Annotated in this window: 17 protein-coding genes; 15 read left to right on the top strand and 2 right to left on the bottom strand. The window is 64.9% G+C overall.

The features are described 5' to 3' along the window. Nucleotides 1-21: 21 nt before the first annotated feature. The 8 genes from H566_RS0109540 to H566_RS28915 all read left to right on the top strand — a co-directional run bounded on the left by H566_RS0109540 (nucleotide 22) and on the right by H566_RS28915 (nucleotide 6,873). Nucleotides 22-1,545 carry a protein adenylyltransferase SelO gene (locus H566_RS0109540; RefSeq protein ID WP_028311267.1) on the top strand — a complete coding sequence of 508 codons (1,524 nt, stop codon included), beginning with the start codon at nucleotides 22-24 and terminating at the stop codon, nucleotides 1,543-1,545. 47 nt (nucleotides 1,546-1,592) lie between these two features. Continuing rightward, on the top strand, nucleotides 1,593-1,997 hold the full coding sequence (gene msrB / locus H566_RS0109535) for a peptide-methionine (R)-S-oxide reductase MsrB (RefSeq protein ID WP_028311266.1): 405 nt from the start codon (nucleotides 1,593-1,595) through the stop codon (nucleotides 1,995-1,997). A gap of 54 nt (nucleotides 1,998-2,051) precedes the next feature. Further along, nucleotides 2,052-2,675, top strand: a complete 624-nt coding sequence (locus H566_RS0109530) for a septation protein A (protein WP_028311265.1) — start codon at nucleotides 2,052-2,054, stop codon at nucleotides 2,673-2,675. A gap of 1 nt (nucleotide 2,676) precedes the next feature. Then, nucleotides 2,677-2,949 carry a BolA family protein gene (locus H566_RS0109525; RefSeq protein WP_028311264.1) on the top strand — a complete coding sequence of 91 codons (273 nt, stop codon included), beginning with the start codon at nucleotides 2,677-2,679 and terminating at the stop codon, nucleotides 2,947-2,949. Between the two features lie 148 nt (nucleotides 2,950-3,097). Next, nucleotides 3,098-3,898, top strand: coding sequence for a peptidylprolyl isomerase (locus H566_RS0109520; protein ID WP_084544922.1), 801 nt, complete (start codon nucleotides 3,098-3,100; stop codon nucleotides 3,896-3,898). 92 nt (nucleotides 3,899-3,990) lie between these two features. Then, nucleotides 3,991-5,919 carry a bifunctional isocitrate dehydrogenase kinase/phosphatase gene (gene aceK / locus H566_RS24065; protein WP_245591317.1) on the top strand — a complete coding sequence of 643 codons (1,929 nt, stop codon included), beginning with the start codon at nucleotides 3,991-3,993 and terminating at the stop codon, nucleotides 5,917-5,919. Between the two features lie 44 nt (nucleotides 5,920-5,963). Then, nucleotides 5,964-6,560, top strand: coding sequence for a hypothetical protein (locus tag H566_RS0109510; protein WP_028311262.1), 597 nt, complete (start codon nucleotides 5,964-5,966; stop codon nucleotides 6,558-6,560). Between the two features lie 10 nt (nucleotides 6,561-6,570). Continuing rightward, nucleotides 6,571-6,873, top strand: a complete 303-nt coding sequence (locus H566_RS28915) for a hypothetical protein (protein ID WP_156924357.1) — start codon at nucleotides 6,571-6,573, stop codon at nucleotides 6,871-6,873. Here the strand turns inward: H566_RS28915 and H566_RS0109505 are convergent. Both H566_RS0109505 and H566_RS0109500 read right to left on the bottom strand, forming a co-directional pair. Continuing rightward, nucleotides 6,836-7,384, bottom strand: a complete 549-nt coding sequence (locus H566_RS0109505; RefSeq protein ID WP_028311261.1) for a YaeQ family protein — start codon at nucleotides 7,382-7,384, stop codon at nucleotides 6,836-6,838. The two genes, H566_RS28915 and H566_RS0109505, sit on opposite strands and share 38 nt — an antisense overlap. Nucleotides 7,385-7,486: 102 nt before the next feature. Continuing rightward, nucleotides 7,487-8,536 (bottom strand): serine/threonine protein kinase, encoded by a 1,050-nt coding sequence (locus tag H566_RS0109500; RefSeq protein WP_028311260.1) that lies wholly within the window; start codon nucleotides 8,534-8,536, stop codon nucleotides 7,487-7,489. A gap of 200 nt (nucleotides 8,537-8,736) precedes the next feature. Between H566_RS0109500 and ppc the strand changes: the two genes are divergently transcribed. The 7 genes from ppc to H566_RS0109465 all read left to right on the top strand — a co-directional run bounded on the left by ppc (nucleotide 8,737) and on the right by H566_RS0109465 (nucleotide 16,085). Continuing rightward, nucleotides 8,737-11,601, top strand: coding sequence for a phosphoenolpyruvate carboxylase (ppc, locus tag H566_RS0109495; protein ID WP_169732510.1), 2,865 nt, complete (start codon nucleotides 8,737-8,739; stop codon nucleotides 11,599-11,601). A 324-nt stretch (nucleotides 11,602-11,925) separates the two neighbouring features. After that, nucleotides 11,926-12,498 carry a Pvc16 family protein gene (locus tag H566_RS0109490; RefSeq protein WP_028311258.1) on the top strand — a complete coding sequence of 191 codons (573 nt, stop codon included), beginning with the start codon at nucleotides 11,926-11,928 and terminating at the stop codon, nucleotides 12,496-12,498. A 3-nt stretch (nucleotides 12,499-12,501) separates the two neighbouring features. After that, entirely contained in the window at nucleotides 12,502-13,311 is an 810-nt protein-coding gene (locus tag H566_RS0109485; protein WP_028311257.1) for a hypothetical protein, read from the top strand. Nucleotides 13,312-13,329: 18 nt separating this feature from the next. Next, entirely contained in the window at nucleotides 13,330-14,883 is a 1,554-nt protein-coding gene (locus H566_RS0109480) for a phage tail sheath family protein (RefSeq protein WP_028311256.1), read from the top strand. Between the two features lie 77 nt (nucleotides 14,884-14,960). Continuing rightward, nucleotides 14,961-15,419 carry a phage tail protein gene (locus H566_RS0109475; protein ID WP_028311255.1) on the top strand — a complete coding sequence of 153 codons (459 nt, stop codon included), beginning with the start codon at nucleotides 14,961-14,963 and terminating at the stop codon, nucleotides 15,417-15,419. After that, complete coding sequence (locus H566_RS0109470; RefSeq protein WP_034411018.1) at nucleotides 15,419-15,895, top strand: phage tail protein; 477 nt, start codon at nucleotides 15,419-15,421, stop codon at nucleotides 15,893-15,895. Before H566_RS0109475 ends, H566_RS0109470 begins: the two co-directional genes overlap by 1 nt. Nucleotide 15,896: 1 nt before the next feature. Further along, the gene (locus H566_RS0109465) at nucleotides 15,897-16,085 is read left to right on the top strand and encodes a hypothetical protein (RefSeq protein ID WP_028311253.1); all 189 of its coding nucleotides are present in this window, start codon (nucleotides 15,897-15,899) and stop codon (nucleotides 16,083-16,085) included.

The following is a 16,085-nucleotide window of genomic DNA, read 5'->3' as shown; positions in this document are numbered from 1 at the left end:
ACAACACAACAGGAGCCCGTCATGAACGACCGAAGCTCTGAGCCGGGCAAAGGCGCCGCCTGGCCGAAGGGAATGCAGTTCGCGAACCGTTTCGCCCGCCATCTGCCCGGTGATTTCTATGCCGAGGTCGATCCGGTTCCGCTGCCCTCGCCCCACCTCGTCGCCGTGAGCCGCGATGCCTGCCGTCTGCTCGACCTCGACCCAGCCGAATTCGAGCGCCGCGACATCGTCGAGATGTTCTCGGGCAACCGCACGCTCGGCGGCACCCAGGCGCTCGCCGCCGTGTATTCGGGCCACCAGTTCGGCGTCTGGGCCGGTCAGCTCGGCGACGGCCGCGCCCATCTGCTCGGCGAGCTCGAAACCTCGCATGGTCACTTCGAGGTGCAGATCAAGGGGGGCGGCCAGACGCCCTACTCCCGCTTCGCCGACGGCCGCGCCGTGCTGCGCTCTTCCATCCGCGAATTCCTCTGCTCCGAGGCCATGGCCGCGCTCGGCATCCCGACCACGCGGGCGCTGTGCATCACCGGCTCGCCCCAGCCCGTGGCGCGCGAGACGGTCGAGACGGCCGCCGTCGTGACCCGGCTCGCGCCGAGCTTCGTGCGCTTCGGCTCCTTCGAGCACTGGGCGGCGCTCAAGCGCCACGACCAGCTGCGCACGCTGGCCGATTTCGTCATCGACACCCAGTACCCGCAGCTGCGCGGCGAGCCCCAGCCCTACGCCGCGCTGCTCAAAGAAGTGGCACTGCGCACCGGCCGGATGGTTGCCCACTGGCAGGCGGTCGGCTTCATGCACGGCGTGATGAACACCGACAACATGTCCATCCTCGGCCTCACGCTCGACTACGGCCCCTTCGGCTTCATGGAAGCCTTCGACGCGCTGCACATCTGCAACCACTCCGACAGCGACGGCCGCTACGCCTACCGCGCCCAGCCGCAGATCGCGCACTGGAACCTCTACCGCCTCGGCAACGCGCTCTACCCCCTCATCGACGACGCCGACGCCGCGCGCAAGGCGATCGAAGACGGCTTCGGCCCCGGCTACAACGACACGTTCTTCGCGCTCATGCGCGCCAAGTTCGGCCTCGCCACCGCGCACGAGAGCGACGACCGGCTCATCCGCGACTGGTTCCAGCTGCTCCAGGACAACCATCCCGACTTCACGACCGTCCATCGCGCGCTCGCCCAGCTGCCCGCCGAGGTGGCCGAGGCCGACCGTTCCGGCGCCGACGCGCCGCTGCGCGACCAGTTCATCGACCGCGACGCCTGCGACCGCTGGCTCGCGCAATGGCGCGCCCGCCTCGCGCTCGACCCGCCGCGCACCGACGCCGACCGCCGCGCCGCGATGAACGCCGTCAACCCCAAATACGTGCTGCGCAACTGGATCGCCGAGGGCGCGATCCGCGCGGCGCGTGATGGCGATTTCTCCGAGATCGCCGACGTGCTGCGCTGCCTGCGCCATCCCTTCGACGAGCAGCCCGAGTTCGAGCGCTACGCCGCCCCGCCGCCCGACTGGGCCAACGGGCTCGCGGTGAGCTGCTCCAGCTGAACCGACAATCGCCGGCCCATGACGCCGGCTCACCACGGAGACAAGCGATGTCCGAAGCACCCAAGAAAGTCGTGAAGACCGCCGAGGAATGGCGCGCCCAGCTCGACGAGATGCAATACCTCGTCACCCGCAAGGCCTACACCGAGCAGGCCTTCACCGGCCGTTACTGGGATCACCACGAGCACGGCATCTACCGCTGCGTCTGCTGCGGCACCGCGCTGTTCGAGTCCGACACCAAGTTCGACTCGGGCTGCGGCTGGCCGAGCTATTTCCGCGCGCTCGACCCGGACAAGGTCGAGGAGCGCCGCGACACCAGCCACGGGATGATCCGCACCGAGGTGCTGTGCAAGGTCTGCGACGCCCACCTCGGCCACGTCTTTCCGGACGGCCCGCCGCCCACCGGCTTGCGGTACTGCATCAATTCAGCCTCCCTCGCCTTCGAGTCGACCTGAACCGAAAGCCCGGCTGACTACAATCCGCCGCCATCGCCACCCGCCGGAACCCGCATGAAGCTGTTGTTCGATCTCTTCCCTGTCGCGCTTTTCTTTGCTGCCTTCAAAGTCGCGGAGATAAGCCCCGATGCCGCCGCCGCGCTCGCCACGCACTGGTTCGGCGCGCTTGCCTCAGGCGGAGAGATCGGCGCCAAGGAAGCGCCCGTCATGTGGGCCACCATCGCCACCATCGTCGGCACGCTGATGCAGGTGATCTGGCTGCTGCTGCGCCGCAAGCGCATCGAGCCGATGCTGTGGATCAGCCTCGGCATCGTCGTGGTGTTCGGCGGCGCGACGCTCTGGTTCCACGACGACACCTTCATCAAGTGGAAGCCGACCGTCCTCTACTGGGCCTCGGGCATCGGCCTCGCGGTCGCGCAATTCGGCTTCGGCAACAACTTCATCCGCAAGATGATGGGCGCCGAAATCGAGTTGCCCGAGTCGGTGTGGCTGCGGCTGCTGATGGCCTGGATCGGCTTCTTCGTGGCGATGGGCTGCATCAACCTGTTCGTCGCCTTCAACTTCCCGACCGAGACCTGGGTGAACTTCAAGATGTTCGGCTCGATGGGCCTGATGCTGGCCTTCGTGGTCGGACAGGCTGTCTGGCTCGGTCGCCATCTTCCACGCGAGGAGAACTGACATGTCCCAGGCCGACACCCCCGATTTCATCGAGCAGGCATTGCGCGCGAAGCTGACCGTGCATTCGCTGCACATTGAGGACGATTCGCACGAGCATGCGGGCCATCAGGCGGCTGGAGCCGGTGGCCATTACACCGTCGCTATCGTGGCCGACGAGTTCGAGGGCAAGCGTTCCGTGGCGCGTCATCGCCTTGTGTATGATGCCCTCGGCCCGCTGATGCAGACCCGCATCCACGCGCTGGCCATCGACGCCAAGGGCCCGTCAGAGGTCTGAGGCAACAGCACCCGCCGATCGCAAAAGCATCAGTCTTGTCCCTTCACGAGCCCCAGGCTCATTTCCCAGTGAGCACCGCCGAACCGGCCGCCAGCGCGTGGCCGACGTCATCGGCACTCGTGTTCAACCAATCCCCGAGGACTCCTACATGAAGTTGAAGCAACTCCTGACGGTCGGCTCGTCGGCCGCCGCCACGACGCTCATGACCGTCGCCCTGAGCGCGCCGGCGTTTGCGCAGAACGCTGCCGTCGTTAACGGCAAGGCCATTCCGTCGGCCAAGGTCGATGAAATCGTCGCCGAGGTGAAGAAGCAGGGCCAGCCCGACACGCCGGAGTTGCGCAGCCAGATCCGTGAAGACCTTGTGATGCGCGAAGTCTTCATGCAGGAAGCCACCAAGCAGAAGATCGCCGACCGTCCGGACATCAAGCTCGCGCTCGAGAACGCGCGTCAGCGCATCTTGTTCAGCGCGCTCGCGCAGGACTACCTCAAGGGTCATCCCGTGACTGATGCCGAGGTGCAGGCCGAGTACGACCAGGCCAAGGCCCGCATGGGTGGTGGCCAGGAGTACCACGCCCGCCACATCCTCGTGGAGAAGGAAGAGGACGCCAAGGCCATCATCGCCAAGCTCAAGGGCGGCGCGAAGTTCGAAGACCTGGCCAAGCAATCGAAGGACCCGGGTTCGGCAGCCAACGGCGGCGATCTCGACTGGGCGCCGGCCACTAACTACGTGCCCGAATTCGCCGAGGCGCTCACCAAGCTGAACAAGGGTCAGACTACCGACACGCCGGTCAAGACCCAGTTCGGCTACCACGTCATCAAGCTCGAGGACACGCGCGCAATGCAGTTCCCGCCGTTCGAGCAGGTCAAGAAGCAGATCCAGGATTCGCTGCAACAGAAGAAGCTCGCGGCCTACCAGAAGCAGTTGCGCGACGCCGCCAAGGTTCAATAATTTGCAGCCAGCGTCGCACTGACATGAAGGCGCTTCCGGGCAACCGGGAGCGCCTTTTTTATTGCTGTACCCACGCTCGATCAGGGGGGGAGATGAGCCAGACCACCGCCAAGCGCTCGGCCAATGAAGCGCGCAGCCTCGCCCAGGCGATCTCGCAAGTGATCCTGTGGGGCTTCAACAAGCACTACCGGCTGTTCCGCGAAACGTCGGCGCTCGCCAAGGATCGCTTCGAGCGCGCCGACTGGCATGGCGTGCAGCAGGCGGCGAGCGACCGGATCCGCTTCTACGACCTGCGCGTGAGCGAGACGGTCGAGCGCATCGAGAACGAGTTCTCGGCCACGCTCGGCGACGAGGACGTGTGGCAGCGCGTGAAGTTCGAGTACGTCGACCTGCTGCTAGACCACATGCAGCCCGAGTGCGCCGAGAGCTTCTTCAATTCAGTGGTCTGCAAGCTGGTGCGGCGCGAGTACTACCACAACGATTTCATCTTCGTCCGGCCGACGATCTCGACCGAGTATCTCGACGCCGATCAGCCTTCGTACAAGAGCTACTACCCGCTCGATTTCCGCGACGAGAACGAGACGCCGCTCACTGGGCTGCGCCGCGTGTTCCGCGAAATGATCTCGGATATCGACTTTGCCGTGCCCTTCGCCAACCTCGATTACGACCTCGATTGCATCGAGCGCGCGCTGGCCGAGGTGCTGCCCGACAACTTCCGGCCGCTGCCCAACCACCAGGTGCAGGTGCTGCGCTCGCCGTTCTTCCGCAACAAGGCCTGCTATCTGATCGGCAAGGTCATCAACGGCTTCCGCGAGCAGCCCTTCGCGCTGGCGATCCGCCACGAGCGGCGCGATTCGCTCACGATCGATGCGCTGCTGCTGGACCGCGACCACATCCTTACGCTGTTCTCGTTCGCGCGGTCCTACTTCTTCGTGGCGATGGACGTGCCGGCGGCCTATGTGCGCTTCCTGCGCCAGATGATGCCTAACAAGCCCAAGGCCGAGCTGTACTCGATGGTGGGCCTGCAGAAGTTCGGCAAGACGCTGTTCTACCGCGACTTTCTCGACCACCTCCAGCACTCGACCGACGAGTTCCAGATCGCGCCCGGCATCCGCGGCCTCGTGATGCTGGTGTTCTGCCTGCCGTCCTTCCCGTATGTGTTCAAGGTCATCAAGGACAAGATCGGCAGCACCAAGGACACGACGCGCGCCCTGGTGCGCGAGAAGTTCCAGCTCGTGAAGCAGCACGACCGCCTGGGTCGCATGGCCGACACGCTCGAATACAGCGATGTCGCCTTCCCGCGCTCACGCTTCTCGCAGGAATTGCTTGACGAGCTGATGGACCTGGCGCCGTCGATGGTGCAGCTGAGCAAGGACACGGTCGTGCTGCGCCACTGCTACATCGAGCGCTACATGCGTCCGCTCAACATCCACATGCAGCAGGCCGACGACTCGGAGCTGAAGCGCGCGCTGATCGAGTTCGGCAATGCGATCAAGGAGCTCGCGGCGGCCAACATCTTCCCGGGCGACATGCTCTACAAGAACTTCGGCGTGTCGCGCCAGGGCCGGGTCGTGTTCTACGACTACGACGAGATCGAGTACATGACGACGATGAACTTCCGTCGCATCCCGACGCCGCGCAACGAGGAGGACGAGATGTCGGGCGAGGTCTGGTACTCGGTCGGCAAGTACGACGTCTTTCCCGAGGAGTTCAAGCCCTTCCTGCTCGGCAATCCGAAGGTGCGCGACATATTGCTTGCGTACCACGGTGACCTGTTCACAGCGGAATTCTGGCAAGGACTGAAGAACCGCATCGGCAAGGGGCACATTGAAAGCGTGTTTCCCTATCCGGCGGCGCTGCGCTTCATCAACCGCTTTCCGCCCGCTGGCGATGAAGCCTGGGCAGCCCTGCGGGCGGCCCAGAACGACGCGGCAGCCAGCGCCACCGCCACTGCGCCCATCGCGATCGTCAGCGCGCCGCTCACCGCGCGCTCGAGCATCGTCGGGCTCAGTTCCGTCTGAACCAGGCCGATGTCAACGGCCCGCCTACTGGAACAAGGACACCCATGAAACGCATCGCCCTCCTCTCCCTCGCCCTTGCGGGTGCCACCGCCCTGCCCGCCAGCGCGCATGAACTCGGCCTGCTGCTGGACCAGCAGTTCACACCGTCGCAGGATGGCGGCGGCACCCATGTCGGCTTCATCAAGCCGCATGGCGTGGGCCTGCGCGGCGCCTACACGCTCGTGAATCTTGGTGTGGCCGAGGTCGGCATCACCGGCGGCTGGCACGACAAGGTGTCGGACGACATCGCGAGCGCACCGTCGGCCGCCTGGAACCGCGCGAGCTTCGGCTACACCTCGCTCGGCGTGCAGGCCGACTGGAAGCTGCTCGTCAACCTCAATGCCGGCCTCGAACTGCGCCGAGAGGTGGTGACGCTCGATCGCGCCGCCGGTGGCAGCGAGGACCACGACTTCACCCGTCCCTGGGCGCGCGTGGGCTTCGGCTGGTCGCTGCCGACGCCGGTGGTGTCGCCCTTCCTGCGCTTCGAGGGCGCCTATGCCCTCACCCGCGACAGCCTGCCGGCCAATGCCGGCGGCAGCGATTTCGCCAAGGCGGTCGCGCCGCGCTATCAGGTGGGTGTGTACGGCGGCATCCGGTTCTGACCGGCAAGTCATGACGACGACGCATTTGCTGTCGCCGGCCGACAGGGTGCTATTCGGCGACCGGCCGCGCCAGATGGCGGATGGCAGCGCCGCCTTCCAGCGAGCACTGGAAGGCGGCTACTTCCTCAACTGTTCGCCGGGCGATCGGACGCTGATCATCACCTTCCTGCCACTGGGTCAGGTGAAGCCGGAGACGGTGACATCTTCCGACGCCGGCGCCAGCACATCGACCGATCCGCCGCGATCGACACGACGGCGCGCGGCACGGTGGCCGCCTAGCAGCCAGCAGGTCGCAGCAGCGGCTCGGGGCTGAGCTGGTAGGAGTCGTCGCTGGTCGAGAACAGCACCGAGCCGTCCTGCACCGTGCAGTCGAACTGCATCGCCCGCTCGGCAAGACGCGCAAGCGTCTGCGTCAGTTCGGTGTCGAGCCGGTACACATCCAGATTGCCCAGGCGCTCCAACTCGCCCCGGCTCTTGTCCCACCACAGGCCGGCGGTGCGCCCGTAGGCATAGACGATCACCCGGTCGGCGCGGGCGGCGGCCTTCTTGACGAGACGCGGGTCGGGCAGGCCGACGTCGATCCACAGCGTGATGCGACCGGTGTAGTCACGCTGCCAGAGATCGGCTTCGTCGTCGGTGCTGAGGCCGGCGCCGAACAGCAGGCTTTCGTCGGCGTTCAGGCCGAAGGCGAGCAGCCGCACCATCAGGCGCTCGTCGGTCTCGGACGGATGACGCGCGAGCGTGAGCGCGTGGCTGGCGTAGTAGTGGCGGTCGAGGTCGTTGACCTGGAGCTGGGCCTTGAAGACGGTGGAGCGAAGAGCCATGGCGAGCGGATGTCGGTTGTGCGGATGAAGGCCAGCGAGCGGCGGGCGGCGGGCGAGCGTGGCGGGCCGGCCGCATGACCGGCGGCGCATGGCGGCCCGGCGTCAGACCACCAGCGGCGCCTCGTCCATGAGCGCGATCTGTTCGCGCAGTTCGAGGATGCGGTCCTGCCAGTACTTCTCGCTGCCAAACCACGGAAAGGCGGCCGGAAAAGCCGGATCGCTCCAGCGCTGCGCCAGCCAGGCGGAGTAATGGATAAGACGCAACGTGCGCAACGCCTCGATCAGGTGCAGCTCCCGGCGGTCGAACTCCATGAAGTCCTCGTAGCCGGCGAGCACGTCGCAGAACTGGGCGCTCATCGAGGCGCGGTCGCCCGACAGCAGCATCCACAGATCCTGCACGGCGGGGCCGCTGCGGGCATCGTCGAAGTCGACGAAGCAGGGGCCGGGCGGATCGCCGCGATCGTTCCAGAGCACATTGCCGGCGTGGCAGTCACCGTGCAGGCGCAGCGTGGCGACGTCGCCGGCGCGGTCGAAGCAGGCGGCGACGCGGTCAAGCGCATGACCGACGGTGCTGCTCCAGGCGTCGCGCAGCCCGGTCGGGATATCGGCGTGGGCGAGCAGCCAGTCGCGCGGAACGCGGCCGTAGCTGTCGAGATCGACGGCGGGCCGCGTCGCGAAGCGCGCCATCGCGCCCACTGCGTGGATGCGGCCGAGAAAACGGCCCATCCATTCGAGCGTGTCGCTGCGGTCGAGTTCGGGTGCGCGGCCGACGCAGCGCGGGAACACCGCGTAGCGATGCCCGCGAACCGTGGCGAGCGTGCCGCATGCGTCCACCGCCAGGTCGATGCAAGCGCTGTCAGCCCGCGCTAGCGGGAGCGGCGCCGCAACCGGAATCTCGCGCGCGGCCAGCTCGGTCACGAAGGCGTGCTCCTCCGCAATCTGCGCATCGGTCCAGCGGCCGGGGCGGTACACCTTGACCACTACTGGCGCCGCGTCCTCGATGCCGACCTGGAACACGCGGTTCTCGTAGCTGTTGAGCGCTAGCAACCGACCGTCGGTAAGAAAACCCAGGGCGTCGAGCGCATCGAGCACCTGCTCGGGTGTGAAGCCGGCATAGGGCGCGGCGGCGGTGTCGGGGGAGTGATCGATCATGGGCGGGGGATGCTAGCACGCAGGTTTTCGGGCTCCGGGCCGTCTGCGGGCAGTTCGAACGAGGCCGCTCGTGGCCCGTTCCGGGCCGTCCGGAAGTGCCACGCAAGCGGCTCGCAAGCCATTTCAACCGCCACGCCGGCAAGGAAATCCACACACCTGGATTGGTCCTTGCTAAAACTCCGCCCGCGCCATCCAGCGCCATGCCGCCCGCACCGGCGCGCCACCCGAGCGCCGCCTCCATATCGATAACAACCGAGACCGCAATGCCCGCAGCCCGCAACCGGCAGCCCAGCAGCCGAACCTCCGCAGACGACTCCCAGCTCATCGACAACATCCGGCTGCTCGGCCGCATCCTCGGCGACGTAGTGCGCGAACAGGAAGGCGCCGCCGCCTTCGAGCTGGTCGAGCGCATCCGCCAGCTCGCCGTCGCCTATCGCCTCAAGAACGACGACAAGGCCGGCAAGCAGCTCACCCGTCTGCTCAACAATCTGGCCACCGACCAGGCCGTATCGGTCATCCGCGCGTTCAGCTACTTCTCGCACCTGGCCAACATCTGCGAGGACCGCAACAACGCGCGCCGGCTCGAGAACGAAGCCATCGACGGCACCCACGGCGCGGGCACGCTCGACAACAGCTTCGAGAAGCTGGCCGACGCCGGCGTGCGCGCCAGCGACATCGCCGACCTGCTCCAGCGCGCCTGGCTGTCGCCGGTGCTCACTGCCCACCCGACCGAGGTGCAGCGCAAGTCCATCCTCGACGCCGAGCATGCGATTGCCGAACTCGTGCACGAGCGCGACCGCCTGCGCGCGCCGCGCGACCTCGCGCGCAACGAGATGCAGCTGCGCCAGCGCGTCACCCAGCTCTGGCAGACGCGCATGCTGCGCTACACCAAGCTCACGGTGGCCGACGAGATCGAGAACGCGCTCAGTTACTACGGCCTCACCTTCCTCGAACAGATCCCACGCGTGTACGCCGAGCTGGAGCAGCGCCTGCCCGGCCATGACATCGGCAACTTCCTGCGCATGGGCACCTGGATCGGCGGCGACCGCGACGGCAACCCCTTCGTGCTCGCGCCGACGCTGCGGCTCGCGCTGCGCCGCCAGAGCGACACCGCGCTGCGCCACTACCTGCGCGAGGTGCATGCGCTCGGTGCCGAGCTGTCGACCACCACGCTCCTCAAGCCGGCCGAGCAGGCACTGCTCGACCTCGCCGACGCCTCGGGCGACCGCGCCGAGCACCGCAAGGACGAGCCCTATCGCCGCGCCTGCGTCGGCATCTACGCGCGGCTCGCGGCGACGCTCAAGGCGCTGTCGGGCGGCGAACCGGCGCGCTACGTGGTCGCGCCCACCACGCCCTACCCCACCGCCGAGGACTTCCTCGCCGACCTGCGCACGATGGAAGCCTCGCTCGTCGCGCACCAGGGCGATGCCTTGGCCGACATGCGCCTGCGCCCGCTGATCCGCGCCGTGCAGGTGTTCGGCTTCCACCTCGCGACCATCGACCTGCGCCAGTCGAGCGACAAGCACGAGGCGGTCATCGACGAGCTGCTGAAAGTGTCCAAGCTCGAAGCCGACTACGCCGGCCTCGACGAAGCCGCTAAGCAAGCGTTGCTGCTCAAACTGCTGAACGACGCGCGCGGCCTGCGCGTGCGCGGCGCGCAATACGGCGAGCTGGTGGAAAGCGAACTCGCCATCCTCGAAGCCGCCCGCGACATTCTGGCCACCTACGGCCGCCAGGCGCTGCGCCACTACATCATCAGCCACACCGAGACGGTGTCGGACCTGCTCGAAGTGCTGCTGCTGCAGAAGGAAGTCGGCCTGATGCGCGGCACGCTCGACGACGACGCGGTGGCCGACCTGATCGTCTCGCCGCTGTTCGAGACCATCGGCGACCTGCGCAACGCCGCGCCCATCATGGCCGCCTTCTACGCGCTGCCGGGCATCGACCGGCTCATCGTCAAGTCGCGCGTCGGCGCCGTGCCCGAACAGGACATCATGCTGGGCTACTCCGACAGCAACAAGGACGGCGGCTTCTTCACGAGTAACTGGGAGCTGTACCGCGCCGAGGTCGCGCTGGTGAAGCTCTTCGACCAGCTGCGCGCGCAGCACGGCATCGTGCTGCGGCTGTTCCACGGCCGGGGCGGCACGGTCGGCCGCGGCGGCGGCCCGAGCTATGACGCCATCCTGGCCCAGCCGCCCGGCACCGTTAACGGCCAGATCCGCCTGACCGAGCAGGGCGAGGTCATCGCCTCCAAGTACTCGCATCCCGAGATCGGCCGCCGCAACCTCGAAACCTTGGTCGCGGCGACGCTCGAAGCCAGCCTGCTCCATCCGAGCAAGCCCGCGCCCAAGGCCTTTCTGGAAGCCGCCGACGCCATCTCGACCGGCAGCATGGCCGCCTACCGCAAGCTGGTGTACGAGACCAAGGGATTCACCGACTACTTCTTCAGCGCCACGCCGATCCGCGAGATCGCCGAACTCAACATCGGCTCGCGCCCGGCCTCGCGCAAGGCGACGCGCGCCATCGAGGATCTGCGCGCGATTCCCTGGGGCTTCAGCTGGGGCCAATGCCGCGTCGCGCTGCCGGGCTGGTACGGCTTCGGCTCGGCGATTGAGAGCTTCCTCGGCGAAGGCGACGAGCGCCCCGCCCGTCTCGCGCTGCTGCAGAAGATGCACAAGCAATGGCCCTTCTTCCGCACCCTGCTCGCCAACATGGAGATGGTGGCGGCCAAGTGCGATTTCGCGGTCGCGCTGCGCTACACCGAACTCGTGGAGGACAAGCGCCTCGCCAAGCGCATGTCGGGCGAGATCCAGGCCGAATGGCAGCGCACCAACGCGGCGCTCGACGCCATCCTCGGCACGGCCGGTCGGCTGTCGTCCAACCCATCGCTCGCGCGCTCGATCGAGTACCGCTTCCCCTACCTCGACCCGCTCAACCACCTCCAGATCGAACTGCTGCGCCGCTATCGCGCGCAGAAGGAAACCGGCTCGGTGGATGCACGCGTGCAGCGCGGCATCCATCTGTCGATCAATGGCGTTGCAGCGGGTTTGCGCAATACCGGCTGATACACAGTAACCCGGAGTTAGTAAACGCCCCCTGTCCGCAATTCGGGCAGGGGGCGTTTACTTTTTGCACGCCAACAATTTATCCACGTCAGTAAAAGGAACTTTGTCACGAAAACATTCATATGAAACTGTCCGATCGGGCAGCCAGAAAAAATAAATTCCTCTCGCCCGATCACATAACCCCCCTAGTTGTGAATGGTGGTGACATGATTCGCCGCCACAGTCATGTGCAATGACTGCGGAATGCAGGTACAACGCGCATCCGGCCAATGACCGATGCCAATTCATCCGGAAACTCAAGCGTCACCCCGGTCGGGGTTTGCCATGATTGCAGCCGCGCTCGACCATATTGCCCTTTACCTGAATCAGGCGATGCGCCGGCGCTTCCTCATCGACGAGGAATTCGCGGTGGTGGCACCGCTCACCGATCTGGACGGGCAACCGGCGGTGAATGTCGCCAATCGACTGGCCGTATTTCTGGTCAACGTCGAGAAGGATCCAGCGGCCTATACGCTGGCTTCAGCGAGCGAAAGGCATATCCGCCGACCTGAGCCGCTGCATCTGAATCTGCGCATCATGGTGGCGGCCAGCTATGGCGCGACGCATTACCGCGAAGCACTCAAGATGCTTTCAAATGCGATCAGCCTGCTCCAGGCACAGCCGGTATTCGATCGCGGCAACACTCCCGAAATGGATGGCCGCATCGAGAAGCTCATTCTCGATATCGAAAGCCTCAGCAACAACGATCTGAGCAATCTCTGGGGCGTGCTCGGCGGGCGCTACCACCCGTCGGTGCTGTATCGAATGCGCATGGTCTGCTACGACCGCACCGCGATCTCGGCACAGTTGCCGATCGTGGGCGGCACCGAAACGGCGGCCGCGCCGCATCGGAGCTGATCCATGCCTGCCTGGCTTCCGCTGCTCAATCTCACGGTCGAGCATGGCTATTACGTCAGCGGCCGTTGCGGCGACGCGCGCATTCGTCTGGTAGACGATTGCCGTCATGCCATCTCGGCACTCGATGTGATCGCGCGTGACGAGACCGGGCGCTTCGGTCTTCATTACTCCGATGCCCGGCGGGCGGTGCTCGAAGCGATGGCGGCCGATGCCCGCGACGGATTGACGATCGATCTGCAAATCGGCTTTGCGCCCGCCTTCGCCAATTACACGCTGGGCGGCCTGCCCGGCAACACCCGATTGACGCTCGACCGCCAAGCCGGATTGCGCGAGACCGATGGTCGTTATCGCCTGCATGAATCGCAATGCCTGGTGCTCGAACGCATCGGCATGCCGGCGTTGCGTGAACCTCCGGTCATTTCCGTCAGCTTGCCAATCCTGCCGGAAGATCTCGGCAATCTGCCGCTCGATTGCCTGATCCGTTTCGCGCCGCGGGCCACTCACTGGATGTATCTGCTCACGGGCAGCTGGAATGTCGAGGCAATGCGCATCGTCGATCGTGATGGCGCCATCGAATTCAGCCGGCAACCGCCTGCCCGACTCGATGATGGTCAATCCGCCGAAGTCTTCCTGTCGAACCGGCCTATTGAATTGAACGAACGTCCACCGCAGGCCTTCGAGCTGCGCCAGACGATCAATGGTTTTGAAAAGATCATGGTGAAGCGGCTCCCGACAGCCAATGCTTCCCATTTCCACCGAGAAGTTCGCGATGGCAGCGCGATCCTTGTCTCGCAAATTTATGTTCACTGCTAACCGTTGACGGGAGCTGCAATGGCTTACAAGACACCGGGCGTCTATATCCAGGAAAAGAGCGCCTTCGGGAATTCGGTGGTGGAAGTTGCAACCGCCATCCCGGTATTCATCGGCCACACCGAATTCGCGCTCGATCGCGGCAAGAGCCTGGCCGGCAAACCCTGGGCCATCAGCTCGCTGGCCGAATATCACCAGTATTTCGGCAGCGGCCCGGCGGTGAAATTCGAGCTCAAGACGCGTGAGGAACTCGGCTCGACCGATTCGGCCTTCACGCTCGGCAAGGTCGATTACGCGACGCGTCAACTCGCCGGTGTCGAGGGGGGGCGCTATCTGCTTTACTTTGCGATCCGCCATTTCTTCATGAATGGCGGCGGGCGCTGCTACATCCTGTCGGTCGGCGATTACGGGACCGACATCGACGGCGGCAAGATCGTCGAGAACGAGATCATCAAGCTCGAAAAGGAGCAGGAGCCCACGATGGTGCTCGTGCCCGACGCGGTGCTGCTCGACGAGGCCCAGTGCGCCAAGGTGCAAGTCGGCGTGCTCGAGCACTGCGGCAAGCTGCGCAATCGCGTCGCCATCTTCGATATCTGGAATGGCGGCAACGGCGATCCGCGTCATGCGAGCGTCGATGCGTTTCGCACCGCGATCGGCCGAAATTCGCTCGATTTCGGCGTCGCCTATTACCCCTGGCTCAATACCAGCCTGCTCGACGACAAGAATTTCAGTTTCGACAATGTCGCCAACAAGGATGCGCTGGCCGCATTGATCAAGACCGAACTCGGTCTCGACGCCGAAGCCACCGACGACAAGCATAAGGCCGTCCAGGCCCAATTGCTGACCCTGCTCGGCAAGATGACGCGTGACTGGGTTGCGCAACCGCCCGCCGGCGATGAAGCCGATGTCGCCACCGAAAAGAAGCTGGTCGACAAGACGCTGCGCAATCTGAGTCCGATCTATCGCGCGACGCTTGCCGACATCGCGCGTCAGGTCAATTGCCTGCCGCCCTCGGCCGCGATGGCCGGCATCTATACCAAGATCGATGCGACGCGTGGCGTGTGGAAGGCACCGGCCAATGTGAGCCTCAATGGCGTCATTTCGCCGACCGTCGAGATCTCGCATTCCGAGCAGGAAAACCTGAATGTCGACATCAACGGCAAGTCGATCAATGCGCTGCGCACCTTCATCGGTGAAGGCGTATTGGTATGGGGTGGTCGCACGCTCGATGGCAACAGCCTCGATTGGCGCTACGTGAATGTGCGCCGCACGATGATCATGCTGGAGGAATCCTGCCGTCTTGCCGCCAAGGCGCTGGTATTCGAGCCGAACGTCGCCAATACCTGGGTGACGGTACGCAGCATGATCACCAATTTCCTCACCAGCGTCTGGAAGCGCGGCGGTCTGGCCGGCGCATCGCCCGAAGATGCATTCAGTGTGCATGTGGGTCTGGGCGAAACCATGACGCCCGAAGACATTCTCGAAGGAATCATGCGCATCACCGTGCTGGTCGCAATCACGCGCCCGGCCGAATTCATCGAGATCACCTTCCAGCAGCAGATGCAGAAGTCCTGATGCGACATTCCGCCGCGCCCGTGTCGCGGGGCGGCGGATTCGACGTTCAATTCAAGAAACCCTTGTGGAGATGAATCATGGCCGATGACGGTTCCGCACAAAGCACTTCGGTATGGCCGCTGCCGAAATTCTATTTCCAGGTGAAATGGGATTCGACGGTAATGAAGTTCCAGGAGGTCTCGGGCCTCGACATGGAAGCCCAGATCATCGAATACCGCGCCGGTGACAATCCGGTGTTCTCGCCGGTGAAGATGCCCGGCCTCAAGAAGTACAGCGATGTCACGATGAAGAAGGGCGTCTTCAAGTCGGATAACGAGTACTGGAAATGGTTCAACCAGATCAAGATGAATGTCATCAAGCGCATTCCCATCACGATCAGTCTGCTCGACGAGAGCGGCGCGGCCACCATGGTCTGGACACTGACGAATGCCTGGCCGACCAAGATCCAGGGTACCGATCTCAAGTCGACCGGCAATGAAGTCGCGGTGGAAACGATCGTCATTGCCCACGAAGGCCTGACGGTCGCCAACGGCTGATGCCGATCGAACCAGGCACCGCGCCCGATCCCGCCTATCCGATCCCGGCCTTTCATTTCTCGGTCAGGATCGATCCGGGCTGGCCCCCGGGTGACAATTCCTTCCAGGAAGTGAGTGGGATCGGGCCGGAAATGCAGGTCGAAACCGTGGTCGAGGGTGGCGAGAACCAGTTCGTGCACACCCTGCCCGGCGGATTCAAGCACCCGAGACTGGTCCTCAAGCGCGGCATCAGCCGCGCCGATTCGCAATTGACCGCCTGGTGCGATTCGATCCTGCGCGGCGGCATTGCCGGCACGATCGAGCCAAAGACCATCGAGCTTTTCCTGCTCGGTGAAGACCAGCAGGTATTGCGCGGCTGGAATTTCGTGCGTGCCTATCCGGTCAAGTGGACCATCGATTCCTTCAACGCGAAGAACGGCAGCGTGGCGATCGAGAACATCGAGTTCTGCTACCAGTATTCGCAGCGCAGCAGCTGAAATGACGATCGAAATCCGCCAGCTTAGGGTGATTTCCGAAGTGAAGGCGCAATCGGACGCGCGCAATGTCCAGGCCGAATTGCGCGCGTCCGTCGATATGGCGGCACTCGAAAGGGCGATTCTCGCCAAGTGCCAGCGCATGCTTTCCGACATGCTGCGCGAGTCGCAGCACCAGCGGCAGGAGCGCTGA

This window comes from Derxia gummosa DSM 723, assembly GCF_000482785.1.
Classification (GTDB): domain Bacteria; phylum Pseudomonadota; class Gammaproteobacteria; order Burkholderiales; family Burkholderiaceae_E; genus Derxia; species Derxia gummosa.
The sequence above is the reverse complement of the archived record's forward strand: the minus strand, read 5'-3'. Positions and strand labels throughout refer to the sequence as shown.